Consider the following 18,445-nt stretch of genomic DNA (forward strand, 5'->3'; position numbering starts at 1 on the left):
CCGGATCGCGGGTGACATGGCCCATAAACCTCGTAAAACAAAGCCCACTGCTTGCACAGTGGGCTTGTTGACCAGTAACGCCTGGCTTACTGAGGGGAAACTTCGGTTTTTGGTTTACCGAAGTGCCATTCGTAGACCACGAACTTGAAGTCCTTCAGGTCGCCCTTGGCGTCGAAGCTCAGGTCGCCCGTAGGGGTCTTGAAGGTACCGGCATGGATGGCCTCGGCCACTTTGGCGGTGTCTTCGCTCTTGGCGGCCTTGATACCGCCGGCAATGACCTCAACCGCCGAGTAGGCCGGGAACACGAACGGACCGGTTGGGTCCTGCTTGTTCTTGGCGAACTCTTCAACGATGGCTTTGTTGGCAGGGTCGGTGTCGAAGGATTTCGGCAGGGTCACCAGCAGGCCTTCGGAAGCGCCCTGGGCGATTTGCGAGATGGAGTCGTTGCCGACGCCTTCCGGGCCCATGAACTTGGCGTTCAGGCCTTTTTCCTTGGCTTGGCGCAGGATCAGGCCCAGCTCAGGGTGGTAGCCGCCGTAGTAGACGAAGTCGACGTTGGCTTGCTTGAGTTTCTGGATGATCGAGGAGAAGTCTTTGTCACCGGCGTTCAGGCCTTCGAAGACGGCAACCTTGGTGCCTTTCTTCTCGAGGGTCTGTTTAACGGCGGTGGCGATGCCTTCACCGTACTGCTGCTTGTCGTGCAGTACGGCAACGATCTTCGGTTTCACGTGGTCGGCGATGTAGTTGCCGGCTGCCGGGCCTTGGGCGCTGTCCAGGCCGATGGTGCGGAAGATCAGCTTGTAGCCACGGGCGGTGATTTCCGGGCTGGTGGCAGCCGGGGTAATCATGATCACGCCTTCGTCTTCATAGATGTCGGAGGCGGGTTGAGTGGAGCTGGAGCAGAGGTGGCCGACGACGAACTTGACGCCATCATTGACCACTTTGTTGGCAACGGCCACGGCTTGCTTTGGATCGCAAGCGTCGTCGTATTCCTTGGCCTCAAGCATCTTGCCGTCTACGCCGCCCTTGGCGTTGATGTCTGCGATGGCTTGCTTGGCACCCATGAATTGCATGTCGCCGTATTGCGTCACCGGACCGGTCTTGGGGCCGGCGATGCCGATCTTGATGGTGTCGGCTGCGAACGAATGGCCGGCAACCCCAGCCAGGACCATAGCGGCAAACAGTTTGGAAATCTGCTTAGTAGCCTTATTCATAGTGCTCCACTCTTACTGTTGTATTTTTTATAGTTCTAGCGGCCTTGTGAGCTGCAGAACCGGATCAGATATCGCGGATATCCCCCCGGCATTGCCCTGGCAACTGTACCGGTACAGTGTAGAGCGCCGGTTGATCGCTTGAAAAGCTGGCAGCTGGGGGCAAAACCTGGGTGTGTCGCTTAAGTGAAAGAAAAAGACAGAATTGCGCCGGGTTGCTGATAGCTTTCAAGGCATTCCGTGGCTTTCCTGGCAGTTTCAATCGCTACTTCATTTGCTACTGGGTTTTTCTGCCTGAGCGACGGGGCTATGATTGCGCCGATTTTTTACTCAGGTGAATTCCCATGACGCAAGAACCAAGCACCCTCTATGCCAAGCTGCTCGGTGAAACCGCCGAAATTTCCTGGAAGGAGCTTGAACCGTTCTTTGCCAAGGGTGCCCTATTGTGGGTCGATGCCGGCCTGGATTTGATCGAGGCCGCCGAAGGAATGGCCGAAGACAACCGTGACAAAGTCGCCGCCTGGCTGGCTGCAGGCACCCTTGGCGAGGTGTCTGCGACGCGGGCATTGGACCTGGTGGAACGGGATCCAAGCTTATGGGCGGTAGTGGTCTCGCCGTGGATCCTGATCCAGGAAAGGGCGCGGTAATAATGGCGCGCACGAAAAAGGTGCGTATTTTTCACGCAGTGAAGTGTGTAGCCGAGTAACCGCTCAACGCGTGATGGCACCTTGCCGTAGAGAAAGGTCACAGCCGAGGGTGACGTAAGCGTCACGGGAACAGTTGAGGGCAGAAGGAATGAGTGGCGCAATTGTTTCCGGGTATGACGCGGCGTGAAGAGAAGCAACGATCACACCACCACTCCCCGTGCCCGGGTCTCAGCGAATCGGCCTGACAATAGAAGGCGAGCCGATACGCCCTGGCGCCGGGTCTTTTGGCTGCGCAGCGTCGTTGCCTTCCACGCTTGGCAGATATAACGGATTGCGCATGGCAATGCCCTGCATCACGCCGATGATGTCATCGAAAGGCACCGCCGGGCTGAGCAGGTAGCCCTGGATGTAGTCGCAGCCATGCTTGAGCAGCAGCTCGAACTGCGCCTGGGTTTCCACGCCCTCGGTGACCACCTGCAAGTGCAGGGTGTGGGCCATGCCAATAATCGCCTGGACAATTTCACTGTCTGCGGTGGACTTGGGGATGTCCTGGATAAACGAGCGGTCGATCTTCAAAGTGTTGAGCGGCAAGCGCTTGAGGTAAGCCAGCGACGAATAGCCGGTGCCGAAGTCATCGATGGCCAGCGACACACCCAGGGCGCGGATCTGCCGCAACAGCGCCAAGGTACTGCTGATGTTGCCCATCAACGCGTTTTCAGTGACTTCCAGTTCCAGGCGGTTGGTGCCTATGCCGGCGAAGCGCAGGGCGTCTTCGATTTCATCGGCCAGTTCGTCACGCGCCAGGTTCAGCGCCGAGCAATTCACGGCCATGATCAGCTCGGTGTAGCCCCGGTCAGACAACAGGCTCAGGTCGTGACAGGCCTGACGCAATACCCAGTGGTCCAGCTCGGCGATCAGTCCGTTGTTCTCGGCGATGCCGATAAAGCGGTCCGGGGCCAGTAGCCCGTGTTGGGGGTGCTGCCAGCGCACCAGGGCTTCCAGGCGTGTGACCTTGCCCAGTTTCATGTCAAAGATCGGTTGATAAAACAGCACCAGCTGGCTGCGCGTACGCAAGGCGGCGCGCAGTTCTTCTTCCAGTTGCAGCTCAAGAAAGGCACGGGTTTTAAGGTTGGAACTGAAGAAGTTCAAACAATTGCGCCCCGCATCCTTGGATTGGTACAGCGCCAGGTCGGCGGTTTTCAGCAGCTCTTCGCAGGTGTGGCCGTCCTCGGGGAACAGGCTGATACCGATACTGGTGGTCATCACCATGCGTCGGCCGGCCAGTTCGATGGGCTCTTTCATCTTCTGCATGATGCGCTGGGCCATGTGCCGGGCTTCGTCGCGGTGATGAATATTGACCAGGATGCAGAACTCATCGCCGCCAAAGCGTGCCACTACATCTTCATGGCTGCGTATCGAGCCCTTGATATGCCCGGCGAGCACTGTGAGCAACTGGTCGCCCGCGTCATGGCCCAGGCTGTCGTTGATACGCTTGAAATGGTCGATATCAAGGAAGATCACCGCCAGCATGCCTTGGCTGCGGGTTTTTTCCGCGACTTTTTCCGCAAAGATCTGATTGAAACCACGGCGGTTAAGCAGGCTGGTCAGTGCGTCGAAGTGGGCCACTTGTTGCAGCGAAGCGCGGGCCTGGTCGAGTTCGCTGAGCAGCGCGTTGACCCGACGCAGGTCACGCTCCTTGTGTTGCAACTTCTTGTCGGCCAGGGCTGCGCTGATGCTGCTGCCGATTACCAGCAAGGTGATCATGGCGACCGACAGGCCCAGTTGAATCGGGTTGTTATCCGCCGGTAACGAAAGATCCGCGCCACTGGGCACCAGCATTTGCATAGCCGCCATGCCGGTGAAGTGCATGCTCAGAATCCCGGCGCCCAGCACCAGGCTGGCGGCGTATTTGAGCAGTTGGTGAAACACGCCGGCACCGTTGCGCAGGTAATTGGACAGCAACAATGCGGCCAGGCTGGCGCCCATGGCAATCGCCACCGAGGCCAAAAACAGCCGTGTTTCGAAGTACACCTGGGCCTGGGAGCGCATGGCTGACATGCCCACGTAGTGCATCAACGCGATACCCAGCCCCATCCACACCGAAGCCACCAGGTACTGATGAAAGCGCAGGTGGGTATGACTGAGGGTCTGCATGGCAAGCAACGAGGCGATCAGGGCGATCAGCAGCGAGGCGAACGTCATGATCAGTTCGTAGTGAATGGCGATGGGGGCCTGGAAGGCCAGCATGCTGATGAAGTGGGTCGACCAGATGCCGCCTGCCAGGCAACCGGCACCCAGCCAGCGCCAATGGCGGCGGGCGGTGGGGTCTTCGACATGGCCCACACGTTCGGCCATGTCCAGGGTACCGAAACCCGCCGCGCAGGCGACCAGGTACGCCAGCAGCACCAGAAACGGGTTATGACTGCAGTTGAGCAATAAATGCCCGCTGTCTGGAAGGTCGGTAAAAAAATGCTGCCCCAGCCATTCCATAGCTTATCCCGTCACAGAGCCATGTCACTGCCAGCGGCGATGACCTATGAGGTCGAGTATAGAAGTCTATCGAGATTTGCCATGAGTAATGGCGTTTTGATCTCAAATTATTTTGATATGCCGTCCATAGCGTTTGGTGCTAAGCGCTGATGGGCAGGTCGAGTTCGAAGTGCGGGGCCTCCAACGGGGCCAGGCCGAATGCGGCACGGGCGGCGTCGCAATCGACATTTTGCACGCCCTGGCTCCAGGACGCCTCGAACTCGCGACACACGCTGGAGCGCTGCTCATAAATTGAGCAGCTGGTGGCCTGTCCGACTTCACCTTCAAGGCTGCAACACCGTGCCGGTTTGCGGTCGGTGCCGATCATCGCCACGCGGCTGGGGTTGATCTGCACCACCAGGTCATCGGGCACCGTGCCCCCGGACGAGGCGCACTCACCCCAAAAGAAGGACACGCGAAAGTGTGAACAGCAGGCACCGCAATTCAGACACGGACTGGCTTCGGACATGGGCGTCATCAATAAGAAAGTAGGGTGGGGGTGTTACAGGAAGGCTCGCCATTCTATCCGTGCCATGGCCGTTGGGAAGGGGGGTACGCACTTATATTTTCGTGGGACAAATCCCCGTGTTGCCGGCTGAAATCATGCCCTATCAGCTTTACGAATCATTACAGACAACCCCGCCTTACCTGACTATGTTGCAGGTACCGGGCAGGATGCATCGGGCATCACAGCTCTCATAACAATAAAAGAGACGGACCCATGCAGAACTCGACCCAAGCGGCGAATGCCTGGCGCATTCTGTTCCTGCTGTTCCTGGCCAACCTGTTCAACTTCTTCGATCGCACCATCCCCGCGATTATCATCGAGCCGATCCGCATGGAATGGCACTTGAGCGACTTTCAGCTCGGTATCATCGGCACCGCCTTTACCATCGTCTACGCCATTGCCGGGCTACCGCTCGGGCGCCTGGCCGACACCGGCTCACGCAGCAAGTTGATGGGCTGGGGCTTGTTCGCCTGGAGCGGGCTGACGGCGGTTAACGGCATGGTCGGCAGTTTCTGGACCTTCCTGCTGGTGCGCATGGGCATTGGCATCGGCGAAGCCAGCTATGCACCCGCGGCCAATTCGCTGATTGGCGACCTCTTTCCCGCCCACCGCCGTGCCCGAGCCATGGGGATTTTCATGCTTGGCCTGCCGTTGGGCCTGTTGCTGGCGTTCTTTACCATCGGTGCGATGGTCAAGGCGTTCGACAGCTGGCGCGCGCCCTTCTTTATCGCAGCGGTGCCGGGGCTGATCCTGGCGGTGTTTATGTTCTACATAAAAGAACCCAAGCGCGGCGCGGCGGAAACCGTGCAGGTCTCCCAGGAGCGCGTCGACCGCCCGATCCGCCGCGTGCTGGCCGTGCCGACCTTCCTGTGGCTGGTGCTGGCCGGGCTGTGCTTTAACTTTGCCACCTATGCGTGCAACTCATTCCTGGTGCCGATGCTGCAACGCTATTTCCTCATGCCGTTGCAGGACGCGGCCGTCGCGACGGGCGTCATTGTCGGCCTGACCGGCTTGGTGGGCCTGACGCTGGGCGGCTGGATTGCCGACAAGATTCATCAGCGGGTCGCCAATGGTCGATTGTTGTTTGCCGCCTTCAGCTTGATCATCTCCACGGGCACCACCGCCTGGGCATTGCATGCCGGGCGCGTCGAAATCGGAGTATTTGTCGCGCTGTTCAGTGTGGGCTGGTTGTTTGCCTACAACTTCTATACCTGCGTGTATACCGCGATCCAGGACGTGGTCGAACCGCGTTTGCGCGCGACGGCGATGGCGCTGTTCTTTGCTGGGCTGTATTTGCTCGGCGGTGGCATGGGGCCGGTGGTGGTTGGGGCGCTGTCCGATCACTTTGCCCATTCGGCGATGTATGCGGCCGGGGCGCAGCAGATGACCGAGGCTTATAAAGCGGTGGGCTTGCATGACGCCATGTACCTGATTCCGGTGGCGCTGTTCTTGACCATGCTTTTTCTGTTCCAGGCCTCGCGCAGTTTTGTGCGTGATGCCAAGCGGATGAAGGAAGGGTTGAGTGCGGTTGAGGTGCCGGCAACTGCGGTAACGGCGTGAGACCGAGTGATCGTTCCCATGCTCTGCGTGGGAACGCCGCTCTGGACGCTCTGCGTCCGCTTTAAAGTCGTGACGCAGAGCGTCACATGATGCATTCCCACACAGAGCGTGGGAACGATCTCTAAAAAGGCCCGCACTAAGCGGGCCTTTTACGTTCAGCGGTTTATCAACCTGCCACCAGCACCCGAATCGCTTCCAGTCGCAGTGCCGCTTTATCGAGCATGGCCAGGCCTTGCTCGCGCTGGTTGCGCAAGGCGACCAGCTCGCTGTCACGCACGGTCGGGTTGACCGCTTGCAACGCGGTCAGGCGCGCCAGCTCTTCGTCAGTATCTGCCGCGAGGCGACGCTTGGCTTCGGCGACACGCTCGGCGTGACGCGGGGCGATCTTCTCTTCACCGGCGTTGATGCGCGGGGTGAGTTGGTCGCGCTGCGCCTGCACGAATTTGTTTGCGCTGGCCCGTGGCACGCTTTCCAGCTGGTCATTCAAGGTCACGAACGACACGCGGCCCGACAAATCATTGCCGTTGGCATCCAGCAGGCAGCGCAAGGCGGCCGGTGGCAGGTAGCGGCCCAGTTGCAGGGAGCGCGGGGCGACCACTTCGCTGACATACAGCAGTTCAAGCAATACGGTGCCTGGCTTGAGCGCCTTGTTCTTGATCAGCGCCACGGCGGTGTTGCCCATGGAACCGGACAGCACCAGGTCCATGCCGCCCTGCACCATCGGGTGTTCCCAGGTGATGAACTGCATGTCTTCGCGCGACAGCGCCTGGTTACGGTCGTAGGTAATGGTCACACCTTCGTCGTCGCCCAGGGGGAAGCTGGCGTCGAGCATTTTTTCGCTGGGCTTGAGGATCAGCGCGTTTTCCGAATGGTCTTCGCTGTCGATGCCGAACGCGTCGAACAGGGTTTCCATGTAGATCGGCAGGGCGAACTGGTCGTCTTGTTCGAGGATGTCCTCGACCAGGGCATCGCCTTCGCCGGCGCCGCCGGAATTGAGTTCGAGCAAACGGTCACGACCGGTGTGCAGCTCCTGCTCCAGGCGCTCGCGCTCGGCACGGGCTTCGTCGATCAGGGCTTGCCACTCGCCGTCATCGGCGGCTTCCAGCAAGGGCAGCAGGCGCGGGCCGAACTGATGCTGCAAGGCGTTGCCGGTCGGGCAGGTGTTGAGGAAGGCATTGAGCGCTTCGTGGTACCACTGGAAAAGGCGTTCTTGCGGGCTGGTTTCCAGGTACGGCACGTGCAGTTCGATCACGTGTTTCTGGCCGATCCGGTCCAGGCGCCCGATGCGCTGTTCCAGCAGGTCGGGGTGGGACGGCAGGTCGAACAGCACCAGGTGATGGGAAAACTGGAAGTTGCGGCCTTCACTGCCGATTTCCGAGCAGATCAGCACCTGGGCACCGAACTCTTCATCGGCAAAATAGGCAGCGGCGCGGTCACGCTCCAGGATGTTCATGCCCTCGTGGAACACCGTGGCCGGGATGCCGGAGCGCACGCGCAGGGCGTCTTCCAGGTCCATGGCGGTTTCGGCGTGGGCGCAGATCACCAGGACCTTGGTGCGCTTGAGCATTTTCAACTGGTCGATCAGCCACTCGACCCGTGGGTCGAAACGCCACCAGCGGTTCTCTTCCTCGATGTCCGGTTGCGCCTGGAAGCTGACTTCCGGGTACAGCTCGGCGTGTTCGCCCAGTGGCAGTTCGAGGTATTCGTCCGGGTTGGGCAGCGGGTAGGCGTGCAGCTTGCGCTCGGGGAAGCCTTGCACGGCGGCGCGGGTGTTGCGGAACAGTACGCGGCCGGTACCGTGGCGGTCGAGCAGTTCACGCACCAGGCGGGCACTGGCTTCGCTGTCGCCATCGTTGACGGCGGTGAGCAGGGCTTCACCTTCGTCACCGAGGAAGCCTTGAATGGTCTTGTGCGCGGTTGGCGACAGGCGGCCCTTGTCCAGCAGCTCCTGCACGGCTTCGGCCACCGGGCGATAGTTTTCGCTCTCGGCGCGGAAGGCTTGCAGATCGTGGAAGCGGTTCGGGTCCAGCAGGCGCAGGCGCGCAAAATGGCTGTCCTGGCCCAGTTGTTCCGGGGTGGCGGTCAGCAGCAGCACGCCAGGAATCACTTCGGCCAGTTGTTCGACCAGCGAGTATTCGGCGCTGGCCTTGTCTTCGTGCCACACCAGATGGTGGGCTTCGTCGACCACCAGCAAGTCCCAGCCGGCGGCGAACAGCGCGTCCTGGGCCTTCTCGTCGTCCACCAGCCATTCCAGCGCAACGAGTGCAAGCTGGGTGTCTTCGAACGGGTTGGTGGCATCGCTTTCGATAAAGCGCTCTTCATCGAACAGCGCAACCTGCAGGTTGAAGCGGCGGCGCATTTCCACCAGCCATTGGTGCTGCAGGTTTTCCGGAACCAGGATCAGTACGCGGCTGGCACGGCCCGAAAGCAGTTGGCGATGGATCACCAGGCCCGCTTCGATGGTCTTGCCCAGGCCCACTTCGTCCGCCAGCAACACCCGTGGCGCGATACGGTCCGCGACTTCGCGGGCGATGTGCAGTTGGTGGGCAATCGGTTGGGCGCGTACGCCACCCAGGCCCCACAGCGAGGACTGCAACTGGCGGCTGGTGTGTTCCAGGGTGTGGTAGCGCAGCGAGAACCACGCCAGCGGGTCAATCTGCCCGGCGAACAGACGGTCACTGGCCAGGCGGAACTGGATAAAGTTGGACAGTTGGGTTTCCGGCAGGGTGACCTGCTCGTTCTGCCCATTGAGGCCGTGGTAGACCAGCAGGCCATCGACGTCGTCGACTTCCTGTACGGTCATTTTCCAGCCTTCGAAATGGGTGATGGTGTCACCCGGCGAAAACCTCACGCGAGTAAGGGGCGCATTCCGTAGCGCATACTGGCGAGTGTCGCCAGTGGCCGGATAGAGCACGGTCAACAAGCGGCCGTCCTGTGCCAGAACGGTGCCTAACCCCAGCTCTGCTTCGCTGTCACTAATCCAGCGTTGCCCCGGTTGATACTGCTGCGCCATGCTGCCTGACTCCCGCCGTGAAAAAGCCGACTATGTTAACGGAACACGGCCCGGCGCCCAAGAACTCTGACAAAAACTACGCTGTTTGTACGGGCAGGCGGAAATTGAATCGACGGGTGGCGGGCACTTGAGAGTGTCGACTGAGTCACAGCTTGGCACGCGGGTGCTCAAGTCGCCCTGCCACCCGCCGACAGCCTGTTGATCAGGAGAATAATTATCATGCTGCCACCCATGCTGCCCGTCAGTGTTGTGCCGGTCACGTCGCAACTCGACCCGGCACGCCAGAAGCCGGATATTCCGCCGGTGGTGCCCGTTCAACCGGGCTCCAACGAGAGCACGATCGACCTGAAAAAAGGCGATGCCGAGCAATCGACCTTTCTGCTGCGCGAAGAGCAGCGTCGCCAGCAGGAGCAGCAGAAACGCCGGCGCGAAGCCGACGACGACGCGGAGCAGCATTTGCCGATTCCCGGCGACTTGCTCAACGCTGACAACACCGTGCCCGTGGCGCCGCTGATCGAAGACGCGCCGCGCCAGGGCCTGTGGGTGGATATCGAGGTCTAACCGTTCAGTTCGCGCAGGGCCTTCACCAGCAGCTCAATATCGTCATCGGTGTTGAGCGGGCTGACGGAGATGCGCGCAACGCTGCTCAACCCACGTGCTTGCATGTCCAGCGGGGTGTAGGCCACGCCATTGGCGCCGATGTTGATGCGCTTTACCCCCAGGCGTTGTTTGAGTTCAAAACTATCCCAGCCGGCCAGGTTGAACGCGATCAAGCCTGAATGCGTGTTGCCCAAGTCGTGCAAGCTGATCCCCGGTATCTGACGCAGTGCTTCGCGGATTCGCGCGCTGGTCTGCAAGACTCTTTGCCATACCCGCTCAATCCCCAGTTGATTGATCTCGTGCAACGCATTGCCCAGGCCGGCCAGCAGGGCGAAAGAGACTTCGCTGGTTTCAAAGCGCCGGGCGTCGTTGCGCAGGTCGAAGCCTTCGGCGGTCCAGGGCGCTGAAAACACGTCGCGTTGGGCCGGGTTCAGATGCGGCAGAAAATCCGGCCTGATATACAGCAGCGCGGTACCGCGAGGCCCGCGCAGGTGTTTGCGGCCGGCAGACTTGAGCACATCGCACTGCAACGCTTGCACATCCACCGGCAGTTGGCCGACGGCTTGGCCCGCGTCGATGAAGTAGGGGATGGCATGCCGCCTGGCCACATCGCCGATGGCCTGGGCCGGGTTGATCAAGCCACCGTTGGCCGGCAGCCAGGTGAGGTCGATCAGCTTCACCTTGGCATCCAGCATCGCCTCCAACGCCACCGGGCAGGCCGCGCCGCTGGCATCGCACGGGATGACCTCCACCCGCGCCCCGGCTTGAATGGCCAGTTCCATGCTCGCCAGATTACCGCCCCATTCGTGGCGCCCCACCAGAATTCGATCACCCGGCTGCCAGGGCCCCAGCGCCTGGAAGGCCATGCTCCAGGCCGTCGAGCCACTGCTGGCGAAGGCAATCGCTGAGGCGGGCGCATTGAGCAACTGCCCAGCGGCGCGGCGGGCCTTTTCCACTAAGATGGCACCCTGTTCTCCGGCCTCCATCGGGCCGTCGCGGGCTTCGCGTTGCAGCTGTTCGATGATGGCGTCGAGCGTCGCCTGGCTGGGCAAGGAGGCTCCAGCATGATTGAAGTGCACGAGGCCGGACTGGCAACCGGGCGTGGCTTCTCGCAAGTGCTGGATTTGCAGCGGGCTCATGGCTGCAGCTCGAAAATGGCGTCCACTTCCACGGCGACACCAGCCGGCAGACTGCAAACACCTACGGCGGTGCGCACGTGCCGGCCCTTGTCGCCGAGGGCGTTGACCAGCAGGTTCGAAGCGCCATTGGCGACCAGGCTTTGGCGCTGGAAGTCGGCGCTGCTGGCAATGAACACGCCCAGGCGAAGGATGCGCACCACCCGCGACAGGTCATCGCCGAGCGCATCGCTTAATTGCCCCAGCAGGCCCAGCGCTGCCAATTCCGCCGCTTGGGCGCCATCTTCATCGCTGAGAGAATCGCCCAGCCGGCCAATGTAGGCTGGTTTGCCATCGATCATGGGAATTTGTCCCGAGATGAACAGCTGGTGTTGGCTGATCACATGATTGATGTAGTTGGCTGCGGGTTGGCTGTGCGTAGGCAGTGTCAGGCCGAGGGCGCGTACGCGCTGGCGGATGGAGTCAGTCATGGTGGAATCCTCTGGTGTCAGAAGGTTCCAGCATGTTGGTGGTGGCGAGGGGCGACAAACGGATAGATCTCAACCGACGTATCTAAAAAACTCACGCGTCGGCGCACGCTTGCTTCAACCACTGACTGAAGCATTCAGCCGCCTCACTGAGCGGACCCTGAGGGGCGATCAGCCAATAGCCGATGTCGCTGTGATAGGGCGGCCTGTCAAAGGCCTCCACCAGGCTGCCGTCGTGGAGCCTGCGTTCAATCAGGCGATGGCGGCCCATGGCGATACCCTGGCCGGCCACGCTCGCTTCGACCACGATGTTGTAGTCATGCAACATCACGCGGGGGTGATGATCGAGGTTGATCTGGTAATGGGCGGACCAATCGGTCCACTCGAAAGGGCGGTGCGAGGTCGCCATCAACAACGGGCCTGTGGCGACCTGCCTGGCCTTGAACGCCGGGCTGCATACCGGTGACAGGGTTTCGGTCATCAGGCGTGTGGCGAGCACGTCGGGCCAGTCGCCCTTGCCGTAGCGGATGGCCAAGTCAACTTCGGCCGTGGCGACGTTGGCCAATTGAATCGCGGGCAGCAATTCCACCTGGATATGCGGGTGGCGCTGTAGAAACTCGGCCAGGCGCGGCGCCAGCCACAGCGTGGCAAAGGACGCCAGCAAGCCGATACGCAATACACTGGCGCACGGCGCTCCCCGCTGGCTGCGTGTTGCAGCGGCGATGGCGTCCAGGGCAGGGCGTATTTGCGCGTAGTAATCTTGCCCGGCCAACGTCAGGTCGATCGCACGGGTTCGCCGGATAAACAGCGGCTTGCCCAAGTGGTGCTCGAGCTTATGTACCTGGTGGCTCAGCGCACTTTGGGTCACCGACAACTCGTTAGCCGCCTTGATAAAACTCAAGTGCCGTGCCACGGCCTCGAAGGCGCGCAGGGCCAGCAGCGGTGGAAGGTCGTTGTGCAAGGCCACCTGGATGCACCTCCTGGGCAGGGTAGAAAGTGCCGATTTTGGTCGATGGCCTGCATTTTGTCGCCCGCTTAATTGCCGTCGGGCGGGGCAGGCCGCATTATTGAGGCATTCTCGCCACGACGTAAGCCAAGCCATGAGTGATGACGACAAGCTGATCGACCTGAACGCCGAACGTGCCAAGCGCGTTCACGACCTTAATGACAAGCGCCTGAATGAAGTGCGCCAAGCCTTTGAGCAAGCCATGCCCTTGGGCAAGCCCAAGAAGAAGTCGAAGAACAAGCCGAAAAAACGTTGAAACGTCCCGCCTCTATTGATGCAGGTCAGTTATTCCCCTTCTTTACGCCCCGTTGTGGGCGACATTGATCCTGGTCAATTTCCCACTGTGCCTTCTCTATTAACTTAGCCCTATCGCAACAGGGCAAGTGCAGGAGGCCGGTCATGTTTTTCGATAATGTGGTTTTTGCCGGAGTGCTGACTGTTAGCCTCATGGTGCTGTTTTTTGTAGGGTTTGGATTTTTTATCTGGAAAGACGCGAACAAGCGTAAAAAACCTTAAGTCTTTCCGGGTTATATGAGCACGCAAGGCATTTTGGGCGACTTCGGTCGCCCTTTTTTTTGGCTGTGACGCTCCGCGTCACCCGTGCGCCAGTGAGACGCGGAGCGTCCGCGGCGGCATTCCCACGCAGAGCGTGGGAACGAACGATCATAAAAAAAGGTGCGACCCTCGCGGATCGCACCTTTTTTATTGCCGGCTGGCTATCAGTTGCCCAAAGCCTTGGACGCCAGCCAGAACAACCCGGCCGAGAGGCCTACGGTCGCTGGCAAGGTCAATACCCAGGCCATCAGGATGGTCTTGACGGTGCCACCTTGCAGGCCGCTTTTGTTCGCAACCATGGTGCCTGCCACGCCAGAAGACAGGACGTGGGTGGTGGACACTGGCAGGGCGAAGATGTTGGCGAAGCCGATCATGGTGGCCGTGGTGATTTGCGCCGACATGCCCTGGGCATAGGTCATGCCTTGCTTGCCGATCTTTTCACCGATGGTCAGCACCACGCGCTTCCAGCCCACCATGGTGCCCAGGCCCAGGGCCAGTGCGACCGCGAGGATCACCCAGAACGGGGCGTACTCGGTGGTGGCGGTCAGGTCTTTGCGCAGCTTGTCGAGGTCGGACTTCTCACGGGAGTCCAGGCCTGGCAGCTTGCCGACCTTTTTCGCGGTGTCATCCAGGCAAAGCAGGTAGCGACGTACCTCGATGCGGTGGTCGGCCGTCAGCGAGTGGTAGTCCGAGACGCCCTTGAGGGTGCCCAGCAGCGCGTTGATCGTCGGTTCGGTCTGCTGCGGGTTGCAGCGGAACTTGCCCGGGAGGTCATCCTTCACGCTTTTGCCCAGGGCCAGGAATTCACCGAGGGTTTCGTGGTTGCGCTGGTAGAACTGGTTCAGGTGCAGGGTGGCGTCGCGGGTACGTTCGATCTGGTAAGTGGTGCTGCCCAGGTCCAATACGAACTGCGCCGGCACGATACCGATGAGCACCAGCATGATCAGGCCGATGCCCTTCTGGCCATCGTTGGAGCCGTGCACGAAGCTCACCGCCATGGCCGAAATCACCAGGACGAGGCGGTTCCAGAATGGCGGGTGCTTTTTGTCGTCAAGCTTGCGGCGCTGGTCCGGGGTCTTGTGCATCTTCGACAGCGGACGCCACCACTTCAGACCGATCAGTACCAGAGCGGCGACCAGAAAGCCCGCCATCGGCGAGAACACTAGGGACGCGCCGATATCCACGGCCTTCTGCCAGTTCACACCGTCAGCCAGGGGGATGTCGTTGATCAACGCGTTGGCCAGGCCGACACCAAGGATCGAGCCGATCAGGGTGTGGGAGCTGGAGGCGGGGATACCGAAGTACCAGGTGCCCAGGTTCCAGGTGATCGCTGCTGCCAACAACGAGAAGACCATTGCCAAGCCATGGCCGGTGTTCACATTGATCAGCAACTCCACCGGCAGCAAGTGCACGATGGCGTAGGCGACACCGACACCACCGAGCAATACGCCGAGGAAATTGAACACCCCGGAGAAGAACACGGCCAGGTGTGGCGGCATGGCTTTGGTATAGATGACTGTGGCCACCGCGTTAGCGGTGTCATGAAAGCCATTGATGAACTCGAAGGCGAGGACAAAGGCCAGGGCGAGCAACAGGCTCACTAGAACCCAAGCATCCAGTCCGCTGAATAAATCGATCATGAAGGTTTTCTGACCCGGTCGTAAGGGGGCGCGATTATGCCAGAAAACATCAGTAATCGATGCATTAGCTGCTCATCGGTAACAATCTTCCTGGAAAAAAACGCGGCAGGACGCACGCATCCCAGGGTTTTCGGGGCTTTGGCAAGTCTTTGATTTATAAAGCGCAGGCCGCAGAAGGCGGGCTTTAGTCATGAAAATGCCATGCCTGAAACATTTGTATGAAATTTCGTAGGTGGCTATAGGTTACTGACCAGTGGACGCTAAAGCGGGTGCCCTCTGCCAGTACTTCACCGGCAGAGACAGCACGACCCTTAAGGCTCGAACCGAAGCGCTTATGGCTCCTCGGTCTTGAGCTCCTGCTCGATCTTTTGGATTTCCTGGGCAAATGCCTGGTCTAGCAGGCTGGCGCGTTTACGCCATGGCTTGCGTTCCGGCTCGGGTTGCGCGGCGTAGGTGGTGACTTCCCCGCCGTAGACATCCTTGTAACGTTGCTCCTGGCGCTCAAGTTCCGCGCGCAGTTCATCTTTCGTCACAGTATTACCTAATTGAGTTGAGTTTATTGATTGCGCAGCGTCATGCCTGAAAGTCGTGCTCGGGCGATTCCAAATAGAACAATAAAACGTTCAAATGGGTAAATAGGCCTGAGGGCAGTTCTTTTAAGCGAATACTTGTGTCCGGCCCTGCATACAACCCGCAACGCCCGGTGAGCTCCACTCCCGATACATACCGGGCCGACCTCTGCACAGGTTGCATTATAGCGGCGCATTTGAATAACACTATCATCATGAAGTTAAAAAGCGTCAACGATGTGTCAGAGGTTTGTTACATGCTGGCGTCGGTATTTGTGAACACCGTCATCATCCTGGCAGGGTAAATGCCCCTGCTTTATAGATGCATCAGGCAAATCTGAAACCATGGCCGCGAGGTGTGCGCCAGCGCCGGCCAAATTGCGATAATCGCATGGTCGTTCGATAATCGCCCAATGTTGCCGACGCTGACTTGTGCAGGGCGACCGGCACGGCTTGTAATAGCCGCCAACCCTCCCGTGGTGATAACAAGAGAAGGCCCCTTGAAATGAACGATCAATTGCGCAACTCCTTTGCATCAGTGGCGCCGCCGATCGTGGCTTCACCGGCCAAGCGCATCCAGGCATTCACCGGTGATCCGGATTTCATGACGTCCCTGGCCCGTGGCCTGGCCGTGGTGCAGGCATTCCAGGAGCGTAAGCGTCACCTGACCATCGCTCAGATCAGCCATCGCACGGAAATTCCCCGCGCCGCCGTGCGCCGTTGCCTGCACACCTTGATCAAGCTCGGCTACGCCACCACGGATGGGCGCACCTACTCGCTGTTGCCCAAGGTACTGACCCTCGGTCATGCCTATCTGTCGTCCACACCGCTGGCTGTTTCGGCCCAGCCTTACCTGGACCGCATGAGCGAGCAACTGCATGAAGCCTGCAACATGGCCACCCTGGAAGGCGATGACATTCTTTATATCGCCCGTTCCGCCACCACCCAGCGTCTGATCTCGGTTGACCTGTCGGTGGGTGGGCGCTTGCCTGCATATTGCACGTCCATGGGCCGCATTCTGCTGGCCGCCCTCGACGACGCTTCGCTGCAGGATTATCTCGACCATGCCGACCTGCAAACCAAGACCAGCCGCACCCTGACCACGCCGCAAGCGTTATTGGAATGCCTGCAACAGGTGCGTCAGCAGGGCTGGTGCATTGTCGACCAGGAACTGGAGCAGGGCCTGCGTTCCATCGCGGTGCCGGTGTATGACGCGTCCGGCCAGGTGTTGGCCGCGCTTAATGTCAGCACCCATGCCGGGCGGGTCAGCCGCAGCGAGTTGGAGCAGCGCTTTTTGCCGAGCATGCTCAGCGCCAGCCGTGAGCTGAGTGCGCAGCTGTTTGCCTAAGCTGTTCGGTGACCGCACAGATCCCGGCTGGCTCGATTGACGGTGTTTCCCTTGGCTTATTAATGTGCGGCAGCGCTCTGAGGAGCTGCCCAATAAGAATGATGACCCCAGGTCGTCAGCCCGCCATCGGTGTGGAATAAAAATAATGAATCAGCCTTCTGTCGGTACCACCCTGGACGTACAGTCCTTTATCAACACCCAGCCACTCTCGCGCTATCAGTGGCGCGTGGTGATCCTGTGTTTCCTGATTGTCTTTCTCGACGGCCTCGACACCGCCGCGATGGGCTTTATCGCGCCCGCGCTGTCCCAGGACTGGGGCATCGACCGCGCCAGCCTCGGCCCGGTGATGAGCGCCGCGTTGATCGGCATGATGTTTGGCGCACTCGGTTCCGGCCCCCTGGCCGACCGCTTTGGCCGCAAAGTCGTGCTGGTCGGCGCGGTGTTGGTGTTTGGTGCGTTCAGCCTGGCGTCGGCCTACAGCACCACTGTCGACCAGTTGCTGGTGCTGCGCTTTCTCACCGGCCTGGGCCTGGGCGCCGGCATGCCGAATGCCACCACCTTGTTGTCTGAATACACCCCCGAGCGGCATAAATCCTTGTTGGTGACCAGCATGTTCTGTGGCTTCAACCTCGGCATGGCCGGTGGTGGGTTTATTTCGGCCAAGCTGATCCCGGCCTTCGGCTGGCACAGCCTGTTGCTGATCGGCGGCATCCTGCCGTTGATCCTGGCTGGGGTGCTGCTGGTATGGCTACCGGAATCGGCGCGTTACCTGGTGGTGCGCAATCGCGGCACCGACAAGGTGCGCAAGACCCTGGCCCCTATCGAGCCAAACATCGTTGCCCAGGCCTCTCACTTCAGCGTACCGGAGCAAAAAACCGTCAAGGCCCGCAATGTATTCGCGGTGATCTTCTCGGGCACCTACAGCGCTGGCACCTTGCTGTTGTGGCTCACGTACTTCATGGGCCTGGTGATCGTTTACCTGCTGACCAGTTGGCTCCCCACCTTGATGCGCGACAGTGGCGCGAGCATGGAGCAAGCCGCGTTCATCGGCGCGCTGTTCCAGTTTGGTGGGGTATTGAGCGCGGTGGGCGTGGGCTGGGCGATGGACCGGTTCAACCCGCACAAAGTGATCGGCACGTTCTATCTGCTGGCCGGGGTGTTTGCCTACGCGGTGGGGCAGAGCCTGGGCAACATCACGTTGTTGGCCACCCTGGTGCTGGTCGCCGGGATGTGCGTCAACGGTGCGCAATCGGCGATGCCGTCGCTGGCGGCGCGTTTCTACCCCACCCAAGGCCGTGCCACCGGTGTGTCGTGGATGCTCGGCATCGGCCGCTTCGGCGCGATCCTGGGGGCGTGGATGGGCGCAACCTTGCTGGGCCTGGGCTGGAACTTCGAGCAGGTGCTCACCGCATTGGTGATACCGGCGGCCTTGGCCACGGCAGCGGTAATGATTAAGGGCATGGTCAGCCATGCCGATGCGACCTGAAACCGATCACTACCCCTGTGGGAGCTGGCTTGCCTGCGATAGCGGTGCTGAATCCACTCGCGCCATCGCAGGCAAGCCAGCTCCCACATTGACCCTGTTCCTTGCGATGGTTAGTTAAGCAACAATCGGTTCGATAATCGAACGCTCAGTCGATTATCGGATTGTTTGGC

16 protein-coding genes are annotated in these 18,445 nt (G+C 60.2%); 7 read left to right on the forward strand and 9 right to left on the reverse strand.

Annotated elements, in window-relative coordinates; genetic code table 11:
* Positions 1 to 86: 86 nt before the first annotated feature.
* On the reverse strand, positions 87 to 1,214 hold the full coding sequence (locus tag AB9N64_RS24995; RefSeq protein ID WP_032903230.1) for a branched-chain amino acid ABC transporter substrate-binding protein: 1,128 nt from the start codon (positions 1,212 to 1,214) through the stop codon (positions 87 to 89).
* Positions 1,215 to 1,555: 341 nt separating this feature from the next.
* Here AB9N64_RS24995 and AB9N64_RS25000 point away from each other — a divergent pair, with 341 nt between their 5' ends.
* The gene (locus AB9N64_RS25000; protein ID WP_014717281.1) at positions 1,556 to 1,858 is read left to right on the forward strand and encodes a DUF2288 domain-containing protein; all 303 of its coding nucleotides are present in this window, start codon (positions 1,556 to 1,558) and stop codon (positions 1,856 to 1,858) included.
* Between the two features lie 228 nt (positions 1,859 to 2,086).
* Here AB9N64_RS25000 and AB9N64_RS25005 read toward each other — a convergent pair whose 3' ends face one another.
* Together AB9N64_RS25005 and AB9N64_RS25010 are read right to left on the reverse strand one after the other, a co-directional pair.
* Positions 2,087 to 4,348 carry a putative bifunctional diguanylate cyclase/phosphodiesterase gene (locus AB9N64_RS25005; protein WP_371359750.1) on the reverse strand — a complete coding sequence of 754 codons (2,262 nt, stop codon included), beginning with the start codon at positions 4,346 to 4,348 and terminating at the stop codon, positions 2,087 to 2,089.
* 139 nt (positions 4,349 to 4,487) lie between these two features.
* Positions 4,488 to 4,856, reverse strand: coding sequence for a YkgJ family cysteine cluster protein (locus tag AB9N64_RS25010; RefSeq protein ID WP_014717283.1), 369 nt, complete (start codon positions 4,854 to 4,856; stop codon positions 4,488 to 4,490).
* A 252-nt stretch (positions 4,857 to 5,108) separates the two neighbouring features.
* On the opposite strand from AB9N64_RS25010, the gene AB9N64_RS25015 reads away from it, so the two are divergent.
* A complete protein-coding gene (locus AB9N64_RS25015) occupies positions 5,109 to 6,455 on the forward strand; it encodes an MFS transporter (protein WP_014717284.1) in 1,347 nt (448 codons plus the stop codon).
* Between the two features lie 166 nt (positions 6,456 to 6,621).
* On the opposite strand, the gene rapA is transcribed toward AB9N64_RS25015, so the two are convergent.
* Positions 6,622 to 9,468, reverse strand: coding sequence for an RNA polymerase-associated protein RapA (gene rapA, locus AB9N64_RS25020; protein ID WP_073453862.1), 2,847 nt, complete (start codon positions 9,466 to 9,468; stop codon positions 6,622 to 6,624).
* A gap of 219 nt (positions 9,469 to 9,687) precedes the next feature.
* On the opposite strand from rapA, the gene AB9N64_RS25025 reads away from it, so the two are divergent.
* Positions 9,688 to 10,029, forward strand: a complete 342-nt coding sequence (locus tag AB9N64_RS25025) for a hypothetical protein (RefSeq protein WP_014717286.1) — start codon at positions 9,688 to 9,690, stop codon at positions 10,027 to 10,029.
* Here AB9N64_RS25025 and AB9N64_RS25030 read toward each other — a convergent pair.
* The 3 genes from AB9N64_RS25030 to AB9N64_RS25040 form a co-directional block, all read right to left on the reverse strand.
* On the reverse strand, positions 10,026 to 11,207 hold the full coding sequence (locus AB9N64_RS25030) for an aminotransferase class V-fold PLP-dependent enzyme (RefSeq protein ID WP_201915515.1): 1,182 nt from the start codon (positions 11,205 to 11,207) through the stop codon (positions 10,026 to 10,028). The two genes, AB9N64_RS25025 and AB9N64_RS25030, sit on opposite strands and share 4 nt — an antisense overlap.
* On the reverse strand, positions 11,204 to 11,674 hold the full coding sequence (locus AB9N64_RS25035; protein ID WP_371359751.1) for a RidA family protein: 471 nt from the start codon (positions 11,672 to 11,674) through the stop codon (positions 11,204 to 11,206). The genes AB9N64_RS25030 and AB9N64_RS25035 overlap by 4 nt, the downstream gene beginning before the upstream one ends.
* Positions 11,675 to 11,765: 91 nt before the next feature.
* On the reverse strand, positions 11,766 to 12,638 hold the full coding sequence (locus AB9N64_RS25040) for a LysR substrate-binding domain-containing protein (protein WP_371359752.1): 873 nt from the start codon (positions 12,636 to 12,638) through the stop codon (positions 11,766 to 11,768).
* Positions 12,639 to 12,771: 133 nt separating this feature from the next.
* On the opposite strand from AB9N64_RS25040, the gene AB9N64_RS25045 reads away from it, so the two are divergent.
* Together AB9N64_RS25045 and ccoM are read left to right on the forward strand one after the other, a co-directional pair.
* Positions 12,772 to 12,933 (forward strand): hypothetical protein, encoded by a 162-nt coding sequence (locus AB9N64_RS25045; protein WP_005785860.1) that lies wholly within the window; start codon positions 12,772 to 12,774, stop codon positions 12,931 to 12,933.
* Positions 12,934 to 13,076: 143 nt separating this feature from the next.
* Positions 13,077 to 13,193, forward strand: a complete 117-nt coding sequence (gene ccoM / locus AB9N64_RS25050; protein ID WP_019817835.1) for a cytochrome c oxidase subunit CcoM — start codon at positions 13,077 to 13,079, stop codon at positions 13,191 to 13,193.
* 203 nt (positions 13,194 to 13,396) lie between these two features.
* Here ccoM and AB9N64_RS25055 read toward each other — a convergent pair whose 3' ends face one another.
* Positions 13,397 to 14,872, reverse strand: a complete 1,476-nt coding sequence (locus AB9N64_RS25055; protein ID WP_003189291.1) for an inorganic phosphate transporter — start codon at positions 14,870 to 14,872, stop codon at positions 13,397 to 13,399.
* Positions 14,873 to 15,204: 332 nt separating this feature from the next.
* Complete coding sequence (locus AB9N64_RS25060; RefSeq protein WP_003189295.1) at positions 15,205 to 15,405, reverse strand: hypothetical protein; 201 nt, start codon at positions 15,403 to 15,405, stop codon at positions 15,205 to 15,207.
* Positions 15,406 to 15,946: 541 nt separating this feature from the next.
* On the opposite strand from AB9N64_RS25060, the gene pcaR reads away from it, so the two are divergent.
* Together pcaR and AB9N64_RS25070 are read left to right on the forward strand one after the other, a co-directional pair.
* Positions 15,947 to 16,789 (forward strand): pca regulon transcriptional regulator PcaR, encoded by an 843-nt coding sequence (pcaR, locus tag AB9N64_RS25065; protein ID WP_014717290.1) that lies wholly within the window; start codon positions 15,947 to 15,949, stop codon positions 16,787 to 16,789.
* 145 nt (positions 16,790 to 16,934) lie between these two features.
* A complete protein-coding gene (locus AB9N64_RS25070; RefSeq protein WP_371359753.1) occupies positions 16,935 to 18,275 on the forward strand; it encodes an MFS transporter in 1,341 nt (446 codons plus the stop codon).
* The last annotated feature ends 170 nt before the right edge of the window (positions 18,276 to 18,445 follow it).

Source organism: Pseudomonas sp. KT_2_4 (assembly GCF_041410225.1).
Classification (GTDB): domain Bacteria; phylum Pseudomonadota; class Gammaproteobacteria; order Pseudomonadales; family Pseudomonadaceae; genus Aquipseudomonas; species Aquipseudomonas paracarnis.

Coding starts and splice junctions, on each gene's coding strand:
- AB9N64_RS24995 (WP_032903230.1), bottom strand. CDS start 1,214: ATGAATAAGGCTACTAAGCAGATTTCCAAACTGTTTGCCGCTATGGTC.
- AB9N64_RS25000 (WP_014717281.1), top strand. CDS start 1,556: ATGACGCAAGAACCAAGCACCCTCTATGCCAAGCTGCTCGGTGAAACC.
- AB9N64_RS25005 (WP_371359750.1), bottom strand. CDS start 4,348: ATGGAATGGCTGGGGCAGCATTTTTTTACCGACCTTCCAGACAGCGGG.
- AB9N64_RS25010 (WP_014717283.1), bottom strand. CDS start 4,856: ATGTCCGAAGCCAGTCCGTGTCTGAATTGCGGTGCCTGCTGTTCACAC.
- AB9N64_RS25015 (WP_014717284.1), top strand. CDS start 5,109: ATGCAGAACTCGACCCAAGCGGCGAATGCCTGGCGCATTCTGTTCCTG.
- rapA (WP_073453862.1), bottom strand. CDS start 9,468: ATGGCGCAGCAGTATCAACCGGGGCAACGCTGGATTAGTGACAGCGAA.
- AB9N64_RS25025 (WP_014717286.1), top strand. CDS start 9,688: ATGCTGCCACCCATGCTGCCCGTCAGTGTTGTGCCGGTCACGTCGCAA.
- AB9N64_RS25030 (WP_201915515.1), bottom strand. CDS start 11,207: ATGAGCCCGCTGCAAATCCAGCACTTGCGAGAAGCCACGCCCGGTTGC.
- AB9N64_RS25035 (WP_371359751.1), bottom strand. CDS start 11,674: ATGACTGACTCCATCCGCCAGCGCGTACGCGCCCTCGGCCTGACACTG.
- AB9N64_RS25045 (WP_005785860.1), top strand. CDS start 12,772: ATGAGTGATGACGACAAGCTGATCGACCTGAACGCCGAACGTGCCAAG.
- ccoM (WP_019817835.1), top strand. CDS start 13,077: ATGTTTTTCGATAATGTGGTTTTTGCCGGAGTGCTGACTGTTAGCCTC.
- AB9N64_RS25055 (WP_003189291.1), bottom strand. CDS start 14,872: ATGATCGATTTATTCAGCGGACTGGATGCTTGGGTTCTAGTGAGCCTG.
- pcaR (WP_014717290.1), top strand. CDS start 15,947: ATGAACGATCAATTGCGCAACTCCTTTGCATCAGTGGCGCCGCCGATC.
- AB9N64_RS25070 (WP_371359753.1), top strand. CDS start 16,935: ATGAATCAGCCTTCTGTCGGTACCACCCTGGACGTACAGTCCTTTATC.